Annotated in this window: 16 protein-coding genes; 3 read left to right on the top strand and 13 right to left on the bottom strand. The window is 31.3% G+C overall.

What is annotated here, in order from left to right; all coding sequences use genetic code 11:
- Window positions 1–120: 120 nt before the first annotated feature.
- The 5 genes from N4A57_RS08835 to N4A57_RS08815 form a co-directional block, all read right to left on the bottom strand.
- Window positions 121–3126 carry a type III restriction-modification system endonuclease gene (locus N4A57_RS08835; protein ID WP_293657630.1) on the bottom strand — a complete coding sequence of 1002 codons (3006 nt, stop codon included), beginning with the start codon at window positions 3124–3126 and terminating at the stop codon, window positions 121–123.
- Window positions 3127–3144: 18 nt separating this feature from the next.
- Window positions 3145–5022, bottom strand: a complete 1878-nt coding sequence (locus N4A57_RS08830; RefSeq protein WP_293657662.1) for a site-specific DNA-methyltransferase — start codon at window positions 5020–5022, stop codon at window positions 3145–3147.
- Between the two features lie 24 nt (window positions 5023–5046).
- A complete protein-coding gene (locus N4A57_RS08825; protein WP_293657629.1) occupies window positions 5047–5802 on the bottom strand; it encodes a DUF4391 domain-containing protein in 756 nt (251 codons plus the stop codon).
- A gap of 9 nt (window positions 5803–5811) precedes the next feature.
- Window positions 5812–9066 (bottom strand): helicase-related protein, encoded by a 3255-nt coding sequence (locus tag N4A57_RS08820; protein WP_293657627.1) that lies wholly within the window; start codon window positions 9064–9066, stop codon window positions 5812–5814.
- Between the two features lie 82 nt (window positions 9067–9148).
- Window positions 9149–9331 carry a TIGR04540 family protein gene (locus tag N4A57_RS08815; RefSeq protein WP_293657626.1) on the bottom strand — a complete coding sequence of 61 codons (183 nt, stop codon included), beginning with the start codon at window positions 9329–9331 and terminating at the stop codon, window positions 9149–9151.
- A gap of 357 nt (window positions 9332–9688) precedes the next feature.
- Between N4A57_RS08815 and N4A57_RS08810 the strand changes: the two genes are divergently transcribed.
- A complete protein-coding gene (locus N4A57_RS08810) occupies window positions 9689–11365 on the top strand; it encodes a vanadium-dependent haloperoxidase (protein WP_293657625.1) in 1677 nt (558 codons plus the stop codon).
- Window positions 11366–11427: 62 nt separating this feature from the next.
- Here N4A57_RS08810 and N4A57_RS08805 read toward each other — a convergent pair whose 3' ends face one another.
- The 8 genes from N4A57_RS08805 to N4A57_RS08770 all read right to left on the bottom strand — a co-directional run bounded on the left by N4A57_RS08805 (window position 11428) and on the right by N4A57_RS08770 (window position 22086).
- Window positions 11428–12450 (bottom strand): biotin-dependent carboxyltransferase family protein, encoded by a 1023-nt coding sequence (locus tag N4A57_RS08805; RefSeq protein WP_293657623.1) that lies wholly within the window; start codon window positions 12448–12450, stop codon window positions 11428–11430.
- The gene (gene pxpB, locus N4A57_RS08800) at window positions 12451–13191 is read right to left on the bottom strand and encodes a 5-oxoprolinase subunit PxpB (RefSeq protein ID WP_293657621.1); all 741 of its coding nucleotides are present in this window, start codon (window positions 13189–13191) and stop codon (window positions 12451–12453) included.
- 92 nt (window positions 13192–13283) lie between these two features.
- Window positions 13284–14054 (bottom strand): LamB/YcsF family protein, encoded by a 771-nt coding sequence (locus N4A57_RS08795; protein WP_293657620.1) that lies wholly within the window; start codon window positions 14052–14054, stop codon window positions 13284–13286.
- A gap of 383 nt (window positions 14055–14437) precedes the next feature.
- Window positions 14438–16378: a 1,4-alpha-glucan branching protein GlgB gene (gene glgB, locus N4A57_RS08790; RefSeq protein ID WP_293657619.1), complete on the bottom strand. Its 1941-nt coding sequence runs from the start codon at window positions 16376–16378 to the stop codon at window positions 14438–14440.
- 15 nt (window positions 16379–16393) lie between these two features.
- On the bottom strand, window positions 16394–18271 hold the full coding sequence (gene pulA / locus N4A57_RS08785; RefSeq protein ID WP_293657618.1) for a type I pullulanase: 1878 nt from the start codon (window positions 18269–18271) through the stop codon (window positions 16394–16396).
- Between the two features lie 83 nt (window positions 18272–18354).
- On the bottom strand, window positions 18355–19782 hold the full coding sequence (gene glgA / locus N4A57_RS08780) for a glycogen synthase GlgA (RefSeq protein WP_293657617.1): 1428 nt from the start codon (window positions 19780–19782) through the stop codon (window positions 18355–18357).
- A 23-nt stretch (window positions 19783–19805) separates the two neighbouring features.
- Window positions 19806–20924, bottom strand: a complete 1119-nt coding sequence (gene glgD / locus N4A57_RS08775) for a glucose-1-phosphate adenylyltransferase subunit GlgD (protein WP_293657616.1) — start codon at window positions 20922–20924, stop codon at window positions 19806–19808.
- A 34-nt stretch (window positions 20925–20958) separates the two neighbouring features.
- The gene (locus N4A57_RS08770; protein WP_293657615.1) at window positions 20959–22086 is read right to left on the bottom strand and encodes a glucose-1-phosphate adenylyltransferase; all 1128 of its coding nucleotides are present in this window, start codon (window positions 22084–22086) and stop codon (window positions 20959–20961) included.
- 217 nt (window positions 22087–22303) lie between these two features.
- On the opposite strand from N4A57_RS08770, the gene N4A57_RS08765 reads away from it, so the two are divergent.
- Both N4A57_RS08765 and N4A57_RS08760 read left to right on the top strand, forming a co-directional pair.
- Window positions 22304–22900, top strand: a complete 597-nt coding sequence (locus N4A57_RS08765) for a DUF3841 domain-containing protein (protein ID WP_293657613.1) — start codon at window positions 22304–22306, stop codon at window positions 22898–22900.
- Window positions 22901–22919: 19 nt separating this feature from the next.
- Window positions 22920–23483 carry a DUF3841 domain-containing protein gene (locus N4A57_RS08760; RefSeq protein WP_293657611.1) on the top strand — a complete coding sequence of 188 codons (564 nt, stop codon included), beginning with the start codon at window positions 22920–22922 and terminating at the stop codon, window positions 23481–23483.
- The last annotated feature ends 379 nt before the right edge of the window (window positions 23484–23862 follow it).

Genomic DNA, 23862 nt, shown 5'->3' with positions numbered 1-23862 from the left:
TTTTACCATAAAAATATCATTCCCTAAATAAAGTATTATTCAGTTTTAATACTTATAAAATTAGGGATGAAATTATCTCCATCCCTAATTTATTAAAAACTATATTTTTTCATATTCTTATTACACAGATTCAATAAAATCATTAAAATCATCAACTTTCTTAAATTTCACCGTATTTCCTAATGCTTCAAAATGCTTTTCTCCACATCGAATTTTAGCATCCTCACTAGGACGTAATGCTTCCCATAAAATATTAGCTTTTGTTTCTAATACAAAGTATAGTTTTTCTTCTTCATCTTTATCAACTAAAACTGCCCAATCTGGATTGTATGTACCCAGCGGTGTGTCTATTTTAAACCAATCAGGTAATTTAGCATACACTTTGATACTTTCATTATCTTCAAATCTTTGTGCAAAATTCTTTTCATTCGTTGAATCATAAACTACATATTTATATACAGATTTTTCACTTTCAATCATATTATCATTCAAATAACCTTTCAACTCTCTATCCTCAAATAATTCTTGAGAGTAATATTCTTCACCTCCAATTTTCTCATATTTAATTCCATCAACAATTAGATGTCTCATTTTATTCTTAATAATAAAACTTACTTCATCCATAAATTTTTGTGGATTATTCTTAAAATCTTGTAATCTATCTGATTTTTTTAGTATCTTAACTAATGTTTTTCTTGTTAAATTTGTTTCATTTTGAAGATATGTAAGTATATCAGGAAGTGTATAGTCATGACCATAATAAACTGATGCTTCTCTTACTACTTCTTTTGTTTCTATCCCAGCTGCAGATATTTTTTGTAGTCCTTTCTCATATATTAATTTTGCTTTATCTACTCTAAGATTTCTTTTTATTTCATCTGAACATTTTTCTATTAGATTATCTGTATCAAATTCAACTGAATAAGTAGTCTTATATTTTATCTTATCCCATAATTTTTTAAAATCTTCTCCTAAAAATATACCTTTGTTAAGTTCTATTTCTTCCCTTTTATCAGCATCTTTTATATTTAGATTTCCAGCTACCTTTTTCAATATACTAACTATCTTATCTTTTGATTCTTTAAATTCTTCAGCTACCTCTACCTTGTTATCCTTTAAATCTCTTTTTAAACCATCAGTAACTTTTCCGTCTTTATCTATATATCCTTTATCTTTTAAATCATTCCATATAGCTTCTGAAGATTTCTGTCCTAGATATTCATAATTACCATCTTCTTTTTTACGTGCAATATTAGCAAAAGTATGTTTTTCAATAACTCCAAATTTGATATCCTCTTCTTCTGCTATTTCTTTCTGAAGAGCTTTTGCAAAATCTTCATAGGACTCATTAGCCATGACTGTTAATGTGTTTATTTCATGACCATATTTTCTTTCTCCATTTTGGTCAACTGCTAATCTAAGTCCACGACCTATCTCTTGTCTCTTCTTCATCTCTGACTTTGTTTCATTAAGAGTACATATTTGGAATACATTTGGATTATCCCATCCTTCTTTAAGAGCAGAGTGCGAGAATATAAATTTTAGTTTTGAAGTAAAACTTAGCAGCTTCTCTTTATCTTTCATAATTAAACTATATACGTCCTCATCAGCAAGAGTATTCCCTTTAGTATCTTTTAATTTTCCCTTTTTATCTTTTGCAAAATATCCATCGTGTACAGCTTCTACTTCTGTTTCTATATCTATATCTACATCTTTAAATAATGTGTTGTATTTAGGTTTTCTTATAAGATTTTTATACTCTTCTTCAAACATAAGAGCATATTTGCCCTTTTGTCGATTTCCTTCTTCATCATAATATCTGTAATTAGCAACTTTATCTATAAAGAACAGACTTAATACTTTGATTCCTTCTTTTTTTAATTTTAATTCCTTATTAAGATGTTCTTCTATTGTTTTTCTTATCTGCATTCTTTTTATTTCATCGTTATCAACATTACCAATAGATTGTCCCAACCTTATAATATCAGGTTTACTTGTAAAATCTATATATTCAGAGCCTTTTTCACAGTATATGTCATTAATTATATAGCCACTATATATTTCTCTTCCCCCTGATACATCAAACAAATCATCACCTTGCTTGACTGTCTTTTGTACTCTTGTTGTTTTACCATTTTTGAAAACATCTAATTCAACTTTTGCTTTTATAGGACTTTTTTTATTGTCCACACTAATTAGTTTGATATAGGCTTTATTATGATTGTCCTTCACACTAATATGAGCAACTTCTATTTGTTTTACTAACTTTCTCTCATAAGCATCCACAGAATCCAATTTATACATAAGATTCATCTTTTCTTTATGCGTAGCAGAGTATCTAAGTGTACAAAGGGGATTTAATGAAGCAATGGCCTGTTTTGATTTTGGTGTAGTATCAACACTTTGAGGCTCATCAATAATAACAATAGGATTAGTTTCTTGGATATATTCTATTGGTTTGTACCCACTTAGTCTATCGTTAGTCCTATGAATAATATTTGCTTTACTCTCCTTTGTAGGGTCTGTGAAACTCTTTCTAAATGCATCAATATTTATTATCATAATTTGGATATTGTCACTTGTGGCAAAGTTTCTTACCTGATCTAACTTTTGTGAATCATATGCAAAATAATCATAAATCACATTGTCATATAAGGATTTAAAATGTTCTTCGGTAATCTGTAAACTCTTATGTGTCCCTTCTTTTATAGCTATAGAAGGTACAACTATGATAAACTTTGTAAATCCGTACTTTTTATTAAATTCAAATATAGTCTTCAAGTATACATAGGTCTTACCTGTACCTGTTTCCATCTCGACACAAAAGTGGTAATCACTTTCTTTTAACTTTTTAGTTTGTTCTAATCCATTAATCAGTTGTATTTCTTTAATATTATAAAGAATTTCATCATTGGTAATATCTAATTTATTTCCTATACCCAAATCGTACTTATTATTATCTTGAATAAGATTACCATAATCATCATAATATATTTGGTCAGGATTACCTCTTTTTACTGGAGCTACAGAAAAGTTTGACCGCTTTATGGATTGTCCTTCAAATATATTGACTATTGCATCTACCGCTTCACTCTGATAATCTAAATGTTCAAATTTTAATTTCATTCATCACCCCCCCCTTTACTAAATACTTTTTACATCCTCTATTCCGTATCTCTTTAATATCTGCATTGCATTTGTCTTCACTGAATCATTCTTGAATCCTGTATCTTTAAATACAACTCTCATTATCTCTGTATCACAATCCTCTTTGAACTTACCTATCTCTTCTACAACTTCTAAAGTTATATCATTATCTAAGCAAATCACTAATGCTCCATATCCAAATGAATATACTGTTTTATCAGCTAACTTCATTTCTTCAACAGGTAATGTTAAATCAAGTCCATATTTTAATAAAATTTCATACAATACATCTTCTTGGCGTCTATCACTTTTGATATTATTAACCATTTTCTCTATTCCTGTTTCTAAACTATCGAAGTTCACATCCCACGTTTTTATGTTTGAAGTATCTAATCTAAATACTTTAAAACCAATATCTAGATTCTCAATTCCTTCTTTATCCTTATTCTCTTCTAATATTTTTTCTCCCGCTTTTCTAATTCTCTCTTTCCCAATTTCAGTAATTAGATGCGGCTTATTGCAAGAATCTAGATATTCACAAGCATTTTTTTGTATTAAATTCTTAGGCTCTATTATTTGTGGTAACTGAATTAAAATATATTTTACGTTAGATTTACTTATTAAATTATATTCTTGTATAGCATGAGCAACTGTACCCGAGCCCGAAAAGAAATCTAACACAATATCATTCTTTTGTATATTAAATCCAAGTAATTTGCTTATTAGTGCTACAGGTTTTGGTGTGTCAAATATATTAGATTTAAATAATTCTAATAGTTCATTACTTCCGTCACTATTTGTTCCCTCACTATCCCAAATAGAATCCTCAAAGAAAATTGAACGTGGCTTTTTCCCTTGTGGCAGTCTCTGCTTGAACTGAATTGACCATTTATCTCTAATTTTTACAAATCTTACTTCTTCTTTGCTCAAATCATCTATAAATCTACTTTGTGAACGTAACCAGCTTATAGGATTATTATTTTCATCATACTCCAGTATAGTTCCATCTGGACATGTTATTGGATAATATTGTTTACCTGACTTACGTCTAAATGTATCCCAAAAGAATTTTCCATTCTCATCCTCTTCTTTGTATCTTTTTAAATATTCTGGTTTATAAGGTTCAAATAAATCATGTAGTTTGGTTTCATTCTTTGCATACATAACTATATATTCATGTTCTACAGCAACATGTTTTGCATCATTACCTCCACCTTTTTTCTTTTGCCATACAAAATCTGCTACATGATTGTATTCTCCGAATATCTCATCACATATTTTAACTAAATTGCTTAACTCTATTTCATCAATTGAAATAAATATTATTCCATCCTCTTTTAATAAATTTTTAGCTACCTTTAATCTAGGATACATCATATTGAGCCAATCTGTATGATATCTTCCACTTGTGTCTGAATTTGTACCTAATTTTCTTCCTTCCTCATCTACTTGACCTGTAAGTTCTAAATAATTTTGTAAATTGTCCCTAAAGTTATCAGGATAAACAAAGTCTTTTCCTGTATTATATGGGGGGTCAATATATATCATTTTAACTTTCTTATAGTAAGATTTCTGTAGTAACTTCAATACCTCAAGATTATCCCCCTCTATATAAAAATTCTGTGTCTTATCCCAATACTTACTCTCTTCTTTCACTGGTCTTAACGTTCCTATAGAAGGTTCTTGAGCTAATCTTATAGCTTTTGATTTACCATTCCAATTAAAGCTATATCTTTCATTTTTATCCTCTATATATTTTCCCAATACTTCCTTTAATCTATCAAAATCAACCTTGTCTTCACAAAACACCTCTGGAAATATATCTTTCAATTTATCAATATTGTCCTTAACAACATCTAAACTCTTTCCATCCATTCTCTCCACCTTAGCTCTCCCTTTCTATTTCAACTTTTCTATTAAAATTTTCCTTTGTTCTTTAAGCTGTTTAATTTTCATATTTAATTCCACTCTTTTATTAAATCCTACTTCTTTTTTCATCTTATTTCTCAAATCAATAATTTCCTTATCAGTCTCTTCTATTTCATCAGATATTTTCTTAATATCTCTAGCCTTTTCCTCACTAACTACTTCATATTTTTCTCCATATTTAGTTACATTAAGTAAATTCATTCTATTGATGATATCCATATATAGGTTATAAAAATTGGTGAATGATAAACTATTAAGATTTAAACTCTGTAAAAACTTTTCTTCATCATCTGATGGGCTAGACAAATCAACCAAATCTGTATAAAAATATTCTTCTACTGTGTTTTTACTTTCATCTGCCTTATTAACTCTTTTTAAAGCAGCACTTATCAAGATTTTGTCCTCTCTATTAAATATTAAAATTAATGGGTAAGGTATTGTCTTTTGAATAATTTCACATATCTTTTTTATCCTTTTATATGAAATTACATCTACCTTAATAATGGCTATTTCTTCATATTCCTTATCCCCATCAACATATGGCTGAATATTTATTGTATCTGATTTTAATGAAAATAACCATTCAATACTCTTTATTTCTTCTGTAAATATTTCTTTATCTTTTTTATTAAAACTAGCATTCTCATAAAAGACTTTTTTAAATATTTTCTTGCCTACTCTACACTTAGCAGGAATATTAAGCTCTTTAATAAATTTATCAAACATTTTATCCCCCTATTTTATAATCAAGAATGATACTAACTCAAAATCTTCTAGCCCCTTTATCGACTCTTGTAATAAAGTTGTTCCCCCTTTAGTAAACAAACTTTGAATCCCTTTTTCTTCTTTTTTACCAATTACACTATTGATAGCTTCTTCTAATAATTCAGTATAATAATTCATGTTCTTCCCATCATTTGTCTCCTTATTGAAAGTGTCTACTAAGTCACTTAATATTTGATTTTTACCAGAACATAATTTTTTATAAAAATCTAATATTTTCTTTGTATGAAGATAGTTATATCTTACTGTTCCATCTTCATAAACATAAACCATGTAATATGGATATAAGGCATTATTTTCTTCTACCTTAACCACTTTACTAACTTGTTTTAAACAAAAGATTATTCCTGGTTTTATTTGGTCTTTTAAAGACTCATCTTCTATTTCAGATATAGCATACATCCCAAAGTGAGCTTTTTCTAAACTATCTTCATTTTCTTTCATATACTCCATCAGGTCCATTTTAAAGTCATTCATAGTTAAATCTGTAATAGAAATTCCACCAGACATCTCCTCAATATCCACTACTTCATCTTGAAGTTGCTTTAACTGTTTTTTACGATATTCAAGGTCATTCATCTTTTTCTTTTCACTTTGTTCAATAATATTTTCTTCTCCTGTTGCTGATACGTCTAAGAGCACCATTCTACCACTTACTCTAGCTTCTAGGTTAATATATTCATCAAGCTCCATATTAGGCCAAAAGTTTACAAGCTGTATAACATCATTTTTAGAACCTAATCTGTCTATACGGCCAAATCTTTGTATAATACGTACTGGATTCCAATGAATATCATAATTAATTAGATAATCACAATCTTGTAGATTCTGTCCCTCGGAAATACAATCTGTAGCAATTAGTATATCTATCTCATCTGTCTCATGATTGTTGACTTTATCTCTTTCTTTTGAAACAGGTGAGAAGTTAGTCAATATTGTATTTAGGTCCTTCTTTATTCCAATCATTGTTGTCTGGTTATTTCCACTTCCCGTTACTAAGGCACAATTAACATCAAAATATTCCTTTGACCATTTTGATATTTCTTCATAAAGATAATTAGCTGTATCTGCAAACGCTGTGAATACTATGATTTTTTTATTAGAATTGTTAATTGGATTTTCTATTTTATTTTGAATAATATTCTTTAATATTTTTAATTTAGCATCTCGTGTAGAGTTAATTTTAGCCGTTTCTATCAAAAGGTCTTCTAGCTTCTCTTTATCATCTTCTAAATCTTGTTTCCATTTAATAAGGTCAATATCTTGTAAAAGTACCTTTACCTTATTACCAATCAATAAATCTTCTAATAAATCATCATCTAACTGAATATCGTTTATATTTAAACTTGCATCAAAATGAAATTGTTTATTGTGAATTTTTTCAACTAATCTATCAATTTGTTTTAATAGCTTGGCTATAGTCATGCCGAATGAATTAATTGAACTCTCCATTCTTTTTAAAAGATTAACCCTCATTAAATTAATTAAACTTTGCTCTCTATCTGTTTGTTTGAATACAGATGTGCCACCTCTAACTGATACATCATACTTTTTACTATACTCTGCTCTTTTCTCTCTCTTCACATACTTCAGTGGAGAGTAAGCACTAAGATTAAGTCTTTTTATATTTTTATTAATATCTTTTAATGGTGGAAACTCATCTTTTAAATCAATATCTGCTTTAATATTTTCTGGTTTTAATCTTTCTGGAAATTTCCCTATATCTTTCATATCATAATACTTTTCTATATGCTTTCTTGAGCGAGCGATAGTAACTATATCGAGAAGTTTAAAGTAGTCATAACGCATCATTTCCAGGAATTTGTCCAAATTTCTTTCATTATCAGGTAAATCTATCCATCTATTAAAGAGAGTTTGAGCTTTTCTCAATGTTTTTTCAATACTATCAATTCCTTCATCTTCAAATGCACTATCAATACCTTCAGTTATGAATGCTACTTGATTCTTAAGGTCATTCATTCGATTATTAACTGGAGTTGCTGAAAGCATAAGTACTTTTGTCTTCACACCTTTTTTTATAACTTCATTCATTAATCTAGAATATCTAGTCTCCCTGTCTTTTCTGGCATCATTATTCCTAAAGTTATGTGATTCATCTATTACTATTAGGTCATAATTGCTCCAATTAATAGTTTCTAAATTAATTTCTCCTGATTTACCTTTTTCTCTACTTAAATCCGTGTGATTAAGTACATCATAATTAAATCTATCATCAACCAAAATGTTTCTTTTATCATTTACAGTATATATGGTCCAGTTATCTCTTAATTTTTTAGGACATAATACTAAAACCCTATAATTTCTTAATTCATAATATTTTATAATAGCTAATGCCTCAAAGGTTTTACCTAAACCAACACTATCTGCTATGATACAGCCATTATATTTTTCTAGTTTATCAACAGCCCCTATTACACCATCCTTTTGAAACTTATATAACTTATTCCATATGCTTGTATCTTTAAATCCTGTTTTAGTTTTTACAATATTATCTTCATTCAGCTCATCTAAGTAATCATTAAATATATTATAAAGAGTTATAAAATAAATAAATTCAGGAGTGTTCTCTTTATATATTGTCTCCATTTGTTGAAGTACTTCTTGTTTTACATCTTCTACAAGAGATTCGTTGTTCCATATATCATCAAACCATGAAAGCATTTGATTTGTTGCCGTTTTCCCTTTAATACAAGTATTAATATCCATTCTAGTGGAATTAGTGAATCCTAGTCCAGCAGTAGTAAAATCCGAACTTCCTTGTATTACCAATCCATCTTCTCTATTATTTATATGAAATAATTTTGTATGAGCAGAATTAGGATTAATAAGTGACTTTATCTGTGCTTTTTCCTTTAGCCAGTTGGCACACTCTTTTGCTACCCTACTCTGATTTAATTTATTTCTAATTTTTATCTCAAATTCATTATTTGAAAGTTGCTTTTCACGATGATTTTTATTAATATAAAATTCTCTTTTTTCTTCCTTTTGCTGTTTTGTAAAGGTTGGCTCTACAAATAACAATCTCATGTCCTCTATTCTACTTAATTCTTTTCTTAATTCCCTGAAAGCATATATTGTGAAATATGCTGATACTACTGATAATTTTGACCCCTTTCTTAAATTCTCTTTTAATACATCTCCAACTTTACCAAGTGCTTTATTGTCCAATATTCTTGGTTGGTCCATAGTATCCCCCTCTTCCCGTAATTGCTATTTGTTAATCTTTTTAAATTTTATCTAGCAACTCTAGTCTTCGCTTTTCGTATCTTTATTGTAATACTTTTGTATATTGGCCATCCTTAAAAGCCTTATCTTCATTGATTACTATTGCTTTGTGTACATGCTCAATCAAAGAGGTTTCATCAATTTTATTTTCCCAATAACTATCTATAAGGTTTTTAATAGCTTGAGATAATTCTAACTGACTTTTACAAAATAATCTTATTTTCAACAGTAATCCCTCCTCTTTTGTATTAAAATTGTATTAACATGTAGTTTAATTATATTCTTTTGAGTAAGTTTTTTCAATTCATAAGCATAGTTAGCCTATGGTGAATAAAATATACTATGAAATTACAATATCCATATAATGATTTTTATTTTAAAGTAAAGTTTGATATCTAGATATTTTTACTTACTTTCAATAAAATCAATAAGTACAATCACAATAATACCCAACTCTTTAATACTATAACTATATAGGTTTATGAACTCTAAGCTTTCCCCATACAGTAACTCGCCTATAGCTTATTTCCATTTGCCAAATCTATATAAATTATTACTTAGGTTATCATAAGGAGGTTACAAGGTGTATAACGTGTTTATTGAATCAGATATGCCAAATGAAGAAAATGATTATAGTATATCAAAAGCTAAAATTATAGAAGAAGATACAGTGAAAAAGGATGAAGTTCATGTAGAGGACATGTGTAAAACAGAAAAATCACCTAAATATTTAAGTGACTCCTGTGAGCTAGGGCCATTGACCTCTCTTCAAAATAGCCAAAAGGCATACAAAATCCGTGAAGATGCGGCCACTTTCCAAAGGGATCTACCTATTCCAAATCATCCTTGTAATGGAGATTCAGAACTATACCCTAATAAAATTGCCAATTACTCTAAGGCTCTGCCCCACAATGAACTAGGTGAAGTTTCCATGAGTGCCTATAATATATGGATTAAGGCTCTAACAACGGGTAATCCTCAAATGTTTGAACACATACCTTTAGGTGGTGTTCGTAAATTTGTGAATCCTCAAGGTTCCTATGCCTTTGACTTAGAAGGCCCTAATTCACATCATTTAACAATGGCTGTGCCACCTAATTTTAGTAGTCCATGGATGGCCAGTGAAATGGGTGAAGATTATTGGAGAGCATTAACTCGTCATATACCCTTTGCAGAATATGATACTAATGGCTTAATCAAAGAGGCTGCCAATGATATGTCCAATTTTTCAGATTACCATGGGCCCAAGGATTGTGGTATGGTTACTCCACAAACATTATTTCGTGGTAATACTCCAGGAGATTTAGTTGGTCCCTTTATTTCTCAATTTTTATCCATAGATGTTCCCTTTGGACCTAAAAAACTTAAACAACAATATACCACAGCCTTACCTAAAAAAGATTATATGACTTCCTATGATGAATGGTTAAACATTCAAAATGGAGAAACCCCTTCTAATCCAATTGAGTTAGACCCTAAACCACGTTATATTCGAAGTGGTAGGGATTTGGGAGAGTGGGTTCATGGAGATTTTACGTACCAAAGTGTACTAAATGCTTGTTTGATCTTATTAGGCTTTGGAGAAAGGGCCCTATGTGAAGAAAATCCTTATTTATGTTCAAAAACTCAGGTTGGCTTTGTAACCTTTGGTGCTGCATATATTTTAGATTTCGTTGGAAAGTCAGCAAGGATAGCCCTTGAAGCCGCTTGGTTTCAAAAGTTTTTAGTTCATCGTCGATTGCGTCCTGAAGAATTTGGAGGTCGTGTCCATAATAATTTGATAGGTAAGACTAATTATCCTATTAATTCCGAATTACTAAACTCTAAGGCTATTCCTAAAGTTTTTCATAAATATGGAACCTATTTACTTCCTATGGCCTATCCAGAAGGCTGTCCTACCCATACATCCTATCCAGCTGGTCATGCTTCTATTGTAGGAGCAGGTGTTACTATGTTAAAGGCCTTCTTTAATGAAGATTTTATTATACCTAATCCAGTTGTGGCTAGTGCTGATGGTTTATCATTGCTTCCATATTTAGGTGAGCCCTTGAGTATAGGTGGTGAACTTAACAAACTTGCTTCTAATATTTCCCTTGGTCGTGATACGGCTGGTGTTCACTGGCGTTCAGATGGAATTGAAGGTATGAAGTTAGGAGAAGCGGTGGCCATTGGTATCCTTCACGATTTTAAGAAGACCTATAATGAAGATTTCAAAGGATTTTGTCTTACAAAATTTGATGGAACTAGGATAATAATTTAAATATTAAATACCGAGGGTAAAATCCTCGGTATTTCTTCTTATATAATTAATATAATAAATTTTTATTGAACTTCTTCAACTTTCACATTATAGCTTTTTCCATTGATCTTTAGAACATATTCATTAGACTTTATGATCTTAATAGACAAAGATTCCTTTTTAATAAGATCTATCTTTTCTTCTTCTTCCCTCAAAATCCCTTGAGCTTCTTCCACACTAACTTCTTCAAATCTTATTTTATCTCCAGGCTTACCTTGGGCAATCTTATAAAGATCAGCACTAATCACATTGGCTATCTTCGTATATCCACCAGTAGTTTGCCTATCTGCCATCATAATAATAGGTTTCCCATGGCCTGGTACTTGAATGGCTCCAAATCCAATTCCATCAGAAATAATATCCGCACCATCCATGTGTTCAATCTCTCCTCCCTGGAGTCTAATTCCCATTCTGTCACATTCATTGGTTATGGTATATTCACTAGATAAAAAGGTGTCTATTCCTTTATTTGTAAAGTGATCTTCCTGTGGCCCTAATACCACACGTACATGTAACTGCCCCTTATATTTAGGGATATATTTCTCAGGTATGAATTTCTTTTTAAAGTTATTCCCTATTGATGGAACATTTAATATATCTCCAGTTTTTAATTGCCTTCCTTCATATCCGCCAATCTTTCCCTTTAAATAGGTTGATTTACTTCTCATAATAACTGGTATATCTATTCCACTAGAAAATGCAATATAACTTCTACATCCACCTTTTATTTCTCCAAAGGACAACAAATCTCCCCTATTAACTTTTATACTTGTCCACATGGAAACTTCCCTACCATTAATTTTAGGAGATAAATTTCCTCCCGTAATGGAAATGGTCTCTACACTTTCAAATTCTATTTGTGGACCTAACATAGTAACCTCAAGTACTGGTTCTGACTCATTATTTTCAACTAATATATTGGCCATTCTATAAGCAAATTTATCCATTACCCCTGATACAGGAACACCGAATTGCTCATATCCATATCTTCCCTTATCCTGTATTGTTGTTAAAAATCCAGGGCTTATAATCTTTATTTTTCCCATTTATATGTCCTTCCTTTCTTTAGGATATATGTTATATTCATAGGAATTATTTTTTACTTCCTTTTCTATTCTTTCATATTCCCTTTCATCAATTGGCACAAACTTAATATAATTTCCTGCCTCCAATAAAATAGGCGTATCCCTATGTACATCATATAATTTTAAGGGAGTTTTACCTATTAACTGCCATCCACCAGGGCTATCTATGGGATAAATTCCCGTTTGATCTCCAGCTATTCCTACAGTGCCTCCACTGATTTTGATTCTAGGTTTTTTTAATCTAGGAGTGGCAATTCTTTCATCCATGCCTCCCAAATAGGGAAAACCTGGAGTAAACCCTATCATATATATTAAATACTCCCTTGAAGAATGAATTCTTATTACATCATCAAAAGTAAGTCCATTATGATCTGCCACCGTATCCATATCTGGCCCATACTGCCCTCCGTATAATGTGGGAATTTCCATTACCTGAGGAGGAGGAATATGTATACTATCCAATTGGTCCTCTAGGATTTTAAGCTCCTTTAATAAGTTCTTATAATCTATTTCTAAAGGATTATAGTTTACCATGAGGGAACGATATGTGGGTATTATCTCTCCTATTCCCTTTATATTCCCTTTCCCTATTCCTATGGTCATGGCCCTTACTTTCCTATTAATCTCTTCACTTATTTCATCTCCAAATTCCATAACCAGGGCTCTATCCCCTGATACTAAATATTTTGTCTCCTCATACATGAACCGTCCCCCTAATTAATTATAAAATATTAATATATTTTCCTGAAATAGGCCCAAATAAAGCCTATTTCCACATAGTAAATCTATACCTACTACTTAATAAACTCTGAAATTGCCCTTACTTTTATATTTTCTTTCTCTAGACTTAGCCTGATTTTTTTAACGAATTCAACTGCCTGGGGGTTATCACCATGAACACATATTGACTGAGGATTAATTTCTATATCTTCACCATTTATGGCCGTAACCTTCCCTTCCTTAACCATCCTAATGACCCTATCTATGGCTAAATCCCTATCATGGATCACTGCACCTTCTAATCTTCTAGATACTAAAGTCCCATCTGGATTATATGCCCTATCTGCAAATACTTCATTACAAACCTTTAAACCAATCCTTTTCCCAGCTTTTATAATTTCACTATTTGCAAGACCCATAAGAATAATATCCTTGTCTACCTCATAAATAGCCTCACCTATTGCCATTGCCAAATCTTCTTCCTTAGCAGCCATATTATACATGGCACCATGGGGTTTTACATGCTGAATTCTTTTCCCCTTACCCATGGCAAAGGCCATAAGGGCTCCTAACTGATATTTTATGTACGCCTTTAATTCATCCGGTTGGACTACCATATTTCTTCTTCCAAATCCCATCAAATCTAAATATCCTGGATGGGCTCCTATACCAACGCCCTTTACACTAGCCATCTCTACAGTTTTCTCCATGACAATTGGATCTCCACCATGCCAACCACAAGCAATATTTGCAGATGTAACATACTTTAAAACTTCTTCATCTAATCCTATTTTATAATTACCAAAACTTTCTCCTATATCACTATTTAAATCAATTTCATACACTTATAACTCCTCCTTGACTTTTGTTTCACATATTGAACCACAGGTTCATTATATATAACCATATTACCACATATGAATTACCATTTCCAAGTGAGAATTACGCTATTTTTTATAAATTTATCAAATAAAGTTTCCTCCATACAGTAACTTGCCTACAAAGGAAAATATATTGAAAATTTTTGGAATCCTGGAACGTCACAACATCATCTACTACGTCAACATGAAACATGAACCTATATTCAATATTCATACTTTAGCATGTGACAGGTGACTTGGATGGAAAAAATTTTCAATATATTTTCCTGAAGTAGGCTCACGTAAATCAAGTTTCAACACAAAAAGAACGGCCCCTGTCCGTTCCTTTCACATTCTAAGCAAAATCATTAGACTTTTTTAATATCACAATGATCCCTAGTACTATTTTCCTTTTTCATCTTAATAAACAAAGCTCCTAAGGGTGGAATTTTCACTTCAATGGAGTATGGCTGATTGTGCCAATTTTCATCCATTGATTTAATAATTCCTTCATTCCTAACTCCCCAGCCTCCATATTCCTTCAAATCACTATTAAAAACTTCCTCATACTCTCCTTCATAGGGAACTCCTATTTTATAATCACACCTCTTTACAGGAGTAAAATTACAAACAATTATTAAAAATTCTCCCTTTTCCCTTCCCTTCCTCATAAAAGCTATAATACTTTCCTCACTATTTTGATGATCTATCCAAGAAAATCCCTCTTGTTCATGGTCAATTTCATAAAGGGCCTTTTCTTCAATATAGAACCTATTTAATTCTTTTACAAAATCTTTAAGCTTTTTATGCATAGGATAAGAAAGTAAACACCAGTCTAATTCTTTTTTATAATCCCACTCTATAAATTGTCCAAATTCTCCCCCCATGAATAATAGCTTTTTCCCTGGATGACCTATCATATAAGAATATAACAATCTCAAATTTCCAAACTTATTATTATAATCTCCAGGCATCCTATCTAAAAGTGATTTTTTCCCATGGACCACCTCATCATGGGACAAAGGAAGTATAAAATTTTCTGAAAAAGCATATACAAAGGAAAATGTTATTAAATCATGATGATATTTTCTATATATGGGGTCCATTTCCATGTACCTTAGCATGTCATTCATCCAGCCCATATTCCACTTATAATTAAATGCCAATCCTCCTAGATGGGTAGGACCTGTTACTAAGGGCCAAGCTGTTGATTCCTCAGCAATCATTAAAGCATTTGGAAAATCCTTCAAAACAGCTTCATTAAGGCTTTTTAAAAACTCTATGGCCTCAATATTTTCCTTTGTGCCATATTTATTTAATTTAAAATCCCCTTTCTCGCTTCCATGATCTAGATTAATCATATGGGATACGGCATCCACCCTAAGGCCATCTATGTGATACATATGAAATAAGAAAATTCCATTTGATATTAAAAAACTAATTACCTCTGGCTTTGTATAATCAAAGGACCCAGTACCCCATTGTATATTTTCTGCCATTAAGGGATCATCATATTCATACAGGGCATAACCATCAAATTTATATAACCCATGTTCATCCTTGCAAAAATGATAAGGTACCCAATCTAATATTACTCCTATGCCCTCCTGGTGGCATCTATCTACAAAGTACATAAAATCTTTAGGCTCTCCATATCTACTAGTTATACTATAATACCCAGTCCCTTGGTATCCCCAAGACCCATCAAAGGGATGTTCATTTAAGGGCAATATTTCTATATGAGTATAGGACATTTCCTTTACATAATCTATTATTTCCTCAGCTATTTCAGCATATCTATAAAAATCACCATTTGATTTTCTTTTCCAAGAACTTAAATGTAATTCGTATATATTCATAGGCCTCTTATGATTTAGCTCTCTATTTTTTATCCATTTCTCATCATTCCAATGGTAATCATCTAAATTCATCACTACCGATGCCGTATTTGGTCTTAATTCCGAATAAAATCCATAGGGGTCAGATTTTAACAGGACCCTACCATCCATAGTATGTATTTCATATTTATATATGTCTCCTTCATGAATTCCTCCTATGAATATATTCCATATACCCGAATCATGAACTTTTTTCATGGAAAAACCTTCTCCATTCCAATTGTTAAAATCCCCAACTACTCTTATTTCCTTAGGCCTTGGTGCCCATAGGGTAAAGCTTACTCCTTTTATGCCCCTATAGTCTACTATATGGGCACCTAAAAACTCATAGCTTTTATAATTTTTCCCTTCATAAAAAAGATGTATATCAAAGGAACTAGGAGGCAAATAGCCCCTAAAATGAGTTCCCATCTAAATCCCCCCCGTTTACTTATTCGCAAGTATATATGTTGATAAGGGCTTAACCTTCACTTGATCCACAAAGGTTTTATTTCCCTTTGAAACTCCATATTCATTAACCTCATATTCATTACCTATTACTTTCCACTGACCCTTAATTGGAAGTGTTATAGTTATTTCTTCTAAGTTTCCATTGTGTATAATAAATATATGCCTATAATCACCTTCATAGGGTGAATTTAACACATAGGCAACAGACCCCTTTGGAGAATCTATAAATGTTAAATATTTTTTTATATCTTTAGCCTCCTCTAAGGTCATGACCTTTTGATTCTTCCTTAGATTTATTAATCCCTTTATATAATTAAAAGTATCCAAATATTCAGCCTTTTTATCCCAATCTATACCATTTACCCCATCTCCAGCATTATAACTATTGTGATTTCCATATTTTGTTCTAAGGATTTCCGTTCCCCCCTGTAAAAAGGGCATACCTTGACATGTTAAAATTATGGATAGGGCCAATCTATTCATTTTAATCTTATGATCTTTAGTAGCATAAGGTTTCACCTTTTCTATTTTATCGTAGAGGGTAAGATTGTCATGGGAGCTAACATAATTTATTGTTTCATTAGGTTCCTTTGTAAAACCCCATATTTCGTCACTATAATGTATGCTTCCTACAATCCCCTTTTTAATTTCATTTTCAAGGTTCCATCCTCCACTTATGAAACCTAAACCTGTTCCATCGTTATCTCCCTTTATGCCATTCCTAAAATCATCATTAAATAGGCCAATTTCCATGCCCCTTTGGCTTCCCTTTCTAAATTGATCTTCATATTCTAAAGCTGATATTCCTCCTGTCCAAGGTTCACCATAAATTAAAATACTAGGATTTATTTTTTTTAATTCTTCTTTAATTTCCTTAACTGTGTCCTTATCATAAAGGGACATAAGATCCAATCTAAATCCATCTACCTTATATTCTTTAGCCCAAAATTTCAAAGAATCTATTATAAATTTCCTAACCATTAATTTTTCTGTGGCCATTTCATTTCCACAGCCAGAACCATTTGTGAAATTCCCATCTTTATCAGTTCTGTAATAATACTTTGGAACAAGGATATTAAAGGGTGATTTATCTAATTCATAGGTATGATTATATACCACATCCATAATAAGCCTTATGTTATTTTCATGGAGGGTCATTATCATTTTTTTTAGCTCATAGATTCTCCTTCTTCCATCATAAGAATCAGTAGAATAGGACCCTTCTGGTACATTATAAAGATGTGGATCATATCCCCAGTTGTACCCATCTTTTTTTCTTTCATCCACACTGGCAAAATCAAATATGGGTAATAAATGTATATGAGTAACTCCTAATTCCTTTAAATGATCAACCCCCGTTGCCATGCCATAAGAATTTCTAGTTCCCACTTCACATAAACTAAGGTATTTTCCTTTATTTTTCATACCTGATGATTTATGGACTGAAAAATCTCTAATATGAGTTTCATATATTATACACTGGCATGATTTTATGACCTTTGGAATTTTATGCTCCTTCCATCCCTCTGGATTTAATGAGTTAAAATCTACAATCATTCCCCTTTCACCATTAGCAGTAGCTCCTTTAGTATATGGGTCCGTGACCCTTTCACCATCTTTTAGAATATAGTTGTAATACTTATTTCTATGATTCCCATCTAACTTTAGATGCCATATACCCTTTTCTCCCTTTTTCATAGGATGTATACTACCCTTGGTTTCACTATAATTATTATAAACAATAACCCTAATATTATCTTGAGTTGGAGCCCATACCTTAAACATGGTATAATTCTCACAACAAGTGGCCCCTAAATCATTCCCCCCATAGGCATATTTATCTAAATCTAGCATATTAAGATTCCTTCCTTAATTTTTTAATCTTTTTCCCCTCATCAACCCACATAAAGCAAGTTTATATATCAGAAATCTATAAATTATATTTTATAATATAATTCCTTATACTTATTAGCTGAATTATTCCAACTATACTCTTGATTCATGGCATTTTCTACAATTTTTCCCCATACTTCTTTATTTTCATAAAATTTCAAAGCCCTTCTTATTGTATACAACATATCATGGGCATTATAGTTAGTAAAACTAAAACCATTCCCTTCTTTCGTATCTTCCCTAAAGGATTTAATAGTATCATTTAACCCACCTGTTTCCCTCACCATTGGTATAGTTCCATATCTTAGAGCTATGAGTTGACCAAGTCCGCAAGGTTCAAATAGGGATGGCATCAAAAACATATCTGAAGCTGCATACATTTTATGGGCTAATTCCTCATTAAAAAGAATATTTGCAGATAGTTTTTTAGGATACCTATATTCAAATTCCTTTAATTTATACTCATATTCTTCCTGGCCCGTACCTAATATGACCAGTTGCACATCTTCACATAATAATTCCTCTAAGACATGTAACACTAAATCTAGCCCCTTCATATTTGCCAGTCTACAAACCATTGATATGATAGGAACATCCTTTCTCACAGGTAGATTCAATTGTTCTTGAAGTCTAATTTTATTTTCTTCCTTTTTTTCTATAGAATTAAAATCATATTTTTCAAATATATTTTCATCATTATTGGGATTATAAATTTCATAATCAATTCCATTTACTATGCCATACAAATCATCTTCCCTATATCTTAAAAGTCCATCCAACCTTTCTCCAAAGAAAGGATCTTTTATTTCATTAGAGTAGGTTTCACTTACTGTAGTAACTAAATCAGAATATTTAATACCTCCTTTCATAAAATTTATTCCTCCATAGAATTCAAGACCATCTTCATCATAATATTCCATTCCAAGTCCTAATACGTCTTCTAACATTTCCTTTGGAAATACACCTTGATATTTTAGATTGTGTATGGTAAAAATAGTTTTTATATGATTGTATTTACCATATTTTTTATAATGATCCTTTAACAATAGGGGTATGATCCCTGTGTGCCAATCGTTACAATGTATAATATCTGGTATGAAACCTATTTTTTCCATGGATTCAATTACAGCTTTACAAAAATAAGAAAACCTTTCTCCATCGTCATAGTGGCCATATATGCCATCCCTTTTGAAATAATCCTCATTATCTATAAAATAAAAGGGAACTCCTTCATATTCTAAATAATCTACTCCAGCATATTGTCTTCTCCAGGAAAGGGGAACTTGAAAACTAGTTATATGCTCCATCTTATCTTTAAATTCATCCTTTATTTCCTTGTATTTTGGAACTATTACCCTTATATCCACATCCATATTTTTAAGGGCCTTAGGAAGTGAGAAAGCCACATCTGCCAGGCCTCCAGTTTTTATAAAGGGTACTGCTTCTGAAGCAACATAAAGTATTTTTAACATTGGTTTTATCCTCCTATTAATTATTAAATCCTTATTCCTTTCTTTATAACTAATGGATTTTTTCTATCTCCACCAAGTATTTTGTTTTCAGTTATGTGCACATACTTATCTAATATGGCGTTTTTTATATGGGATCCGTCCTCTATTATGCTTTTTTGCATAATAATACTATCCTTCACAACAGCACCTTTTTTAATCTTTACTCCCCTACCAACTATACAATTTTCAAGGGTACCTTCTATAATACAACCATTTGCAACTAAAGAATTCTTAACATGGGAATCCTGTGTATATTTGGCCGGCGGTTCATCCTTTGTCTTTGTATATATTAGCCCTTCTTTGTGAAATAGCTCCTTTGATACATTCATATTTAAAATATCCATACTAGTTTCATAATAATTCTCAATGGAATTAATACATGCCAAATATCCTTCGTATGGATACCCATTTACATTTAAAGTATCTACTCTTTTAAATATGGCTTGCTTTATATATTCACTATCACCTAATGTTAAACTGTCTTCAATAATATTTAAAAATAATTCCTTTTTCATTAGGTACATTTCCATAGATATGTTATATTCCCTTCTGTTACCTGCATTGTTACCTATACTCATAACCCTTCCCTTTTCATCAAGGTTTAAAATATTTCTACCTAAAAATCTTTTATCCTTATTAGTCATTTTTTTATAAATAATAGTTATATGAGCTGAGCTCTCCTTGTGATATTTAAAGGCTTCTCTAAAATCCATATTACATATCATATAGCTTTTTGATAAAAGTACATATTCTTGATTGCTATATTTAATATAATCTAAATGATTTTTGAAATTCTCCAAATCACCCCTATGGGTAATAACATTATTCACATTAAAAACAGGATTCAAAACAAATAATCCATCATTTTTCCTATCTAAATCCCAGGGTTTTCCAGTACCTATATGATCCATTAGAGAACGACTTTTCCCCCTAGTAAATATGGATATATTATGTATTCCTGCGTTAATCATATTTGATAATGTAAAATCTATAACCCTATACCTGCCCCCTATGGGAACAGTAGCTATGGGTCTGTTATAAGTTATGTCTTTAATTTCTTCTTCATTTTCGCTTAGATTAATTATTCCCATTAAATCTTTCATCCTATTTCCCCCTTAAACCCATTTGTGTAAAATTTTATTTTTTATCTATTACCTTAACAACATCTGAATTCTTATCCCCAATCTTCCTTCCAGTTTTTATAACTACATCTTCCATAACTATGGCCTTTTCAATGATTGCATGGTCTTCTATCCTAGCACCAGGCATAATTATTGAATCTATTACCCTTGCATTTTTTCCTACATATGCTCCTGTAAAAAGTACGGAACTTTTAACTTTACCATGGACTATACAGCCTTCATTTAGCAGTGAATTTTCAACCTGTCCACTGGTACTTACATGATGAGGTTGAGTATGGGGGTTAACAGAATAAATCTTCCATTTTCGGTCATATAAGTTAAGCTTGTTATCATCCTTTAATAGATCCATATTAGCTTCCCAAAAGCTTTCTATTGTTCCAACATCCTTCCAATAACCATTGAAATTGTATGTATAAACCTTAAGTCCCCTCTCTACCATTTTAGGAATTATATTTTTTCCAAAGTCATTTTTAGAATGTTCATCCTTCTCATCCTCTATTAAATATTTCTTTAAGATCTTCCAATTGAATATATATATTCCCATTGAAGCTAGGTTGCTCTTGGCATTTTCAGGTTTTTCTTCAAATTCGTAAATTCTACCCTTCTCATCCACATTCATTATTCCAAATCTATAGGTCTCTTCCCAGGGAACTTCTATAACGGATATGGTGGCTTCTGCACCCTTTTTTTTATGATATTTGAGCATCTTTGAATAGTCCATCTTATAAATATGATCTCCTGATAAAACGAGAACATATTCTGGATCATAGGAATCAATAAAATCCATATTTTCGTATATGGCATTTGCTGTTCCCTTATACCATCTTACTCCATCTCGTGCCACATAGGGAGGTAATACACTTACACCTCCATGTATTCTGTCAAGATCCCAGGGACTGCCATTGCCTATATGACCATTAAGTTCAAAGGGCTCATATTGGGTAAGAACTCCAACAGCCTCCATATGTGAATTTGAACAATTGCTCAAAGTAAAATCAATGATTCTGTATTTACCTCCAAAGGCCACAGCTGGCTTTGCAATGTTTTTTGTCATTTCTTTTAATCTAGAGCCTTGTCCCCCTGCCAAAACCATTGCAACTACTTCCTTTTTTTGTCTCAACACCTTTGTACCTCCTTTATGTATCTCAACATTTTATCTAAATATAAAACATTACTTACTCAACATTATATTAAGGTCCACCCTGTAATATTCTAAGTTTTTTTATTTCTAACAAAAACTTTCTCCATAATTGTTATATCATTTGATAATACTGATTATATGAAATATAATGAATTTACAGAAAAATATCTATTTAAAATATAAATAGGAGGGACCTTAGGTGAAGGATGAACATAACAAAGGAAAAATTCAACTATGGACTAGGCAGCATAAAGAAATCTTAAATGACTTGAAAAAACAGGGCCTATATCGTGTTAAAGAAGAATATATAAAAGAAAAATTTGATACTATTTCTCCCTTTTATCTTAATGCTTATAAATGGTATACCCAAGGAGCATCAAAGATAGTTCCTTTGCCGAAAGGTTGCCATTATCCCATCTGGTCATCTACTACAGAAAATATGATGCTCCAACCTACAGAAGATACGGTAGTTCTTCATTTAGAAGTTCCTGAGGAATATGTAGTCATTACGGATCAAGAAAAATGGGGATATGTTATAAATTATTGGTATGTGCCACTAGATAGGGAGGATGAAAAAAAGCATAATAAAGAACTTAAAAAATACGGTGTTAAGGATGAATCTGCATTAATTATGAGTAGCAAGGGAAACTTTTACCCTTTACTTAGGGACAAGATTAAAAAAAGTTGGGATAGATTATTTGATCATAACATTAGGTTATGTGACCTTACTCAAGCTACCCTGTGGGAGATAAAAAAAGAGTGGATAATAGATATTATTCAATACGAGGAAGATTAAACTATAGGAGGATAAAACCATGAGTAACGATGTGATTAGGTTGTGGACTTGTCAAAATAAAATAGTCCTAGATACTATAATGAATGAGGGTATATATCATGTAAAAAAAGAATACATAACTAATAAATACGAAAAAGTTTCAAAAATTTTTCTCACTGCCTATAACTGGTTTGTAATAAATGCTCAATCTATACTCCCTCCTCCTAAGGGAGCAGAATTTCCCATTTGGACATGGTCAGACCCAAAATATGTGGGTCATTTTCAAGACTCAGTTGTTTTAGTCTTAGAAATAAAGAGGGATGAAGCCATACTATTTGATAGTGGAAAATGGAATAAAATATTAAATCTTTCCTATATACCTAAGGATGAAGATGATGCAAAAAAATTTGCGGATGAATTGGCCAAATACAACATAGAAAATGATTTTGACGCCTATATGAGTAATTTTTATCCCCAGTTAAAATCAAAAATCAAAAAAAGCTGGAGTAGATTATTTGATGAAAAGATTGTAATTTCTGGAGTTAAACAGGCTGCCCTTTGGGAAATAAAAAAAGAATGGATAGTTAATATTGTAGAAAAATAAAGTATAGATCTTTCAACACTCAGCTTTATTAATACAGTAACTTACCTATAAGGATAAATATATTTGAATTTTAGGAATCTGCAGCGTCACCATATCCTAAGGGGTAGTTAACATGACACGTGAACCTAGTTTTAAAATTCACACTTTAGCATATGACAGGCTACTGACATGGATAAAAATTCAAATATATTTTCCTCAAATAGGCCCACATAAAGCAAATTTATAAATAATAAATCTATATAGATTTCGTAACACTAAGATTTCTTTATACAGTAACTTGCCTTTAAGGGAAAATATATTGAAAATCTTTGGAACCCTGGAACGTCACAACATCCTATGCTACTCCAACATGACTCATGAACCTATATACGAAGATTCA

The sequence above is a fragment of the Anaeromicrobium sp. genome, assembly GCF_025210435.1.
In the GTDB taxonomy this organism is placed as follows: domain Bacteria; phylum Bacillota; class Clostridia; order Peptostreptococcales; family Thermotaleaceae; genus Anaeromicrobium.
The sequence above is the reverse complement of the archived record's forward strand: the minus strand, read 5'-3'. Positions and strand labels throughout refer to the sequence as shown.

Excerpts from the sequence above, each read along its gene's own strand:
- N4A57_RS08835 (WP_293657630.1), bottom strand. The coding sequence starts at position 3,126 with ATGAAATTAAAATTTGAACATTTAGATTATCAGAGTGAAGCGGTAGAT.
- N4A57_RS08830 (WP_293657662.1), bottom strand. The coding sequence starts at position 5,022 with ATGGATGGAAAGAGTTTAGATGTTGTTAAGGACAATATTGATAAATTG.
- N4A57_RS08825 (WP_293657629.1), bottom strand. The coding sequence starts at position 5,802 with ATGTTTGATAAATTTATTAAAGAGCTTAATATTCCTGCTAAGTGTAGA.
- N4A57_RS08820 (WP_293657627.1), bottom strand. The coding sequence starts at position 9,066 with ATGGACCAACCAAGAATATTGGACAATAAAGCACTTGGTAAAGTTGGA.
- N4A57_RS08805 (WP_293657623.1), bottom strand. The coding sequence starts at position 12,450 with ATGGGAAAAATAAAGATTATAAGCCCTGGATTTTTAACAACAATACAG.
- pxpB (WP_293657621.1), bottom strand. The coding sequence starts at position 13,191 with ATGTATGAGGAGACAAAATATTTAGTATCAGGGGATAGAGCCCTGGTT.
- glgB (WP_293657619.1), bottom strand. The coding sequence starts at position 16,378 with ATGGGAACTCATTTTAGGGGCTATTTGCCTCCTAGTTCCTTTGATATA.
- pulA (WP_293657618.1), bottom strand. The coding sequence starts at position 18,271 with ATGCTAGATTTAGATAAATATGCCTATGGGGGGAATGATTTAGGGGCC.
- glgA (WP_293657617.1), bottom strand. The coding sequence starts at position 19,782 with ATGTTAAAAATACTTTATGTTGCTTCAGAAGCAGTACCCTTTATAAAA.
- glgD (WP_293657616.1), bottom strand. The coding sequence starts at position 20,924 with ATGAAAGATTTAATGGGAATAATTAATCTAAGCGAAAATGAAGAAGAA.
- N4A57_RS08760 (WP_293657611.1), top strand. The coding sequence starts at position 22,920 with ATGAGTAACGATGTGATTAGGTTGTGGACTTGTCAAAATAAAATAGTC.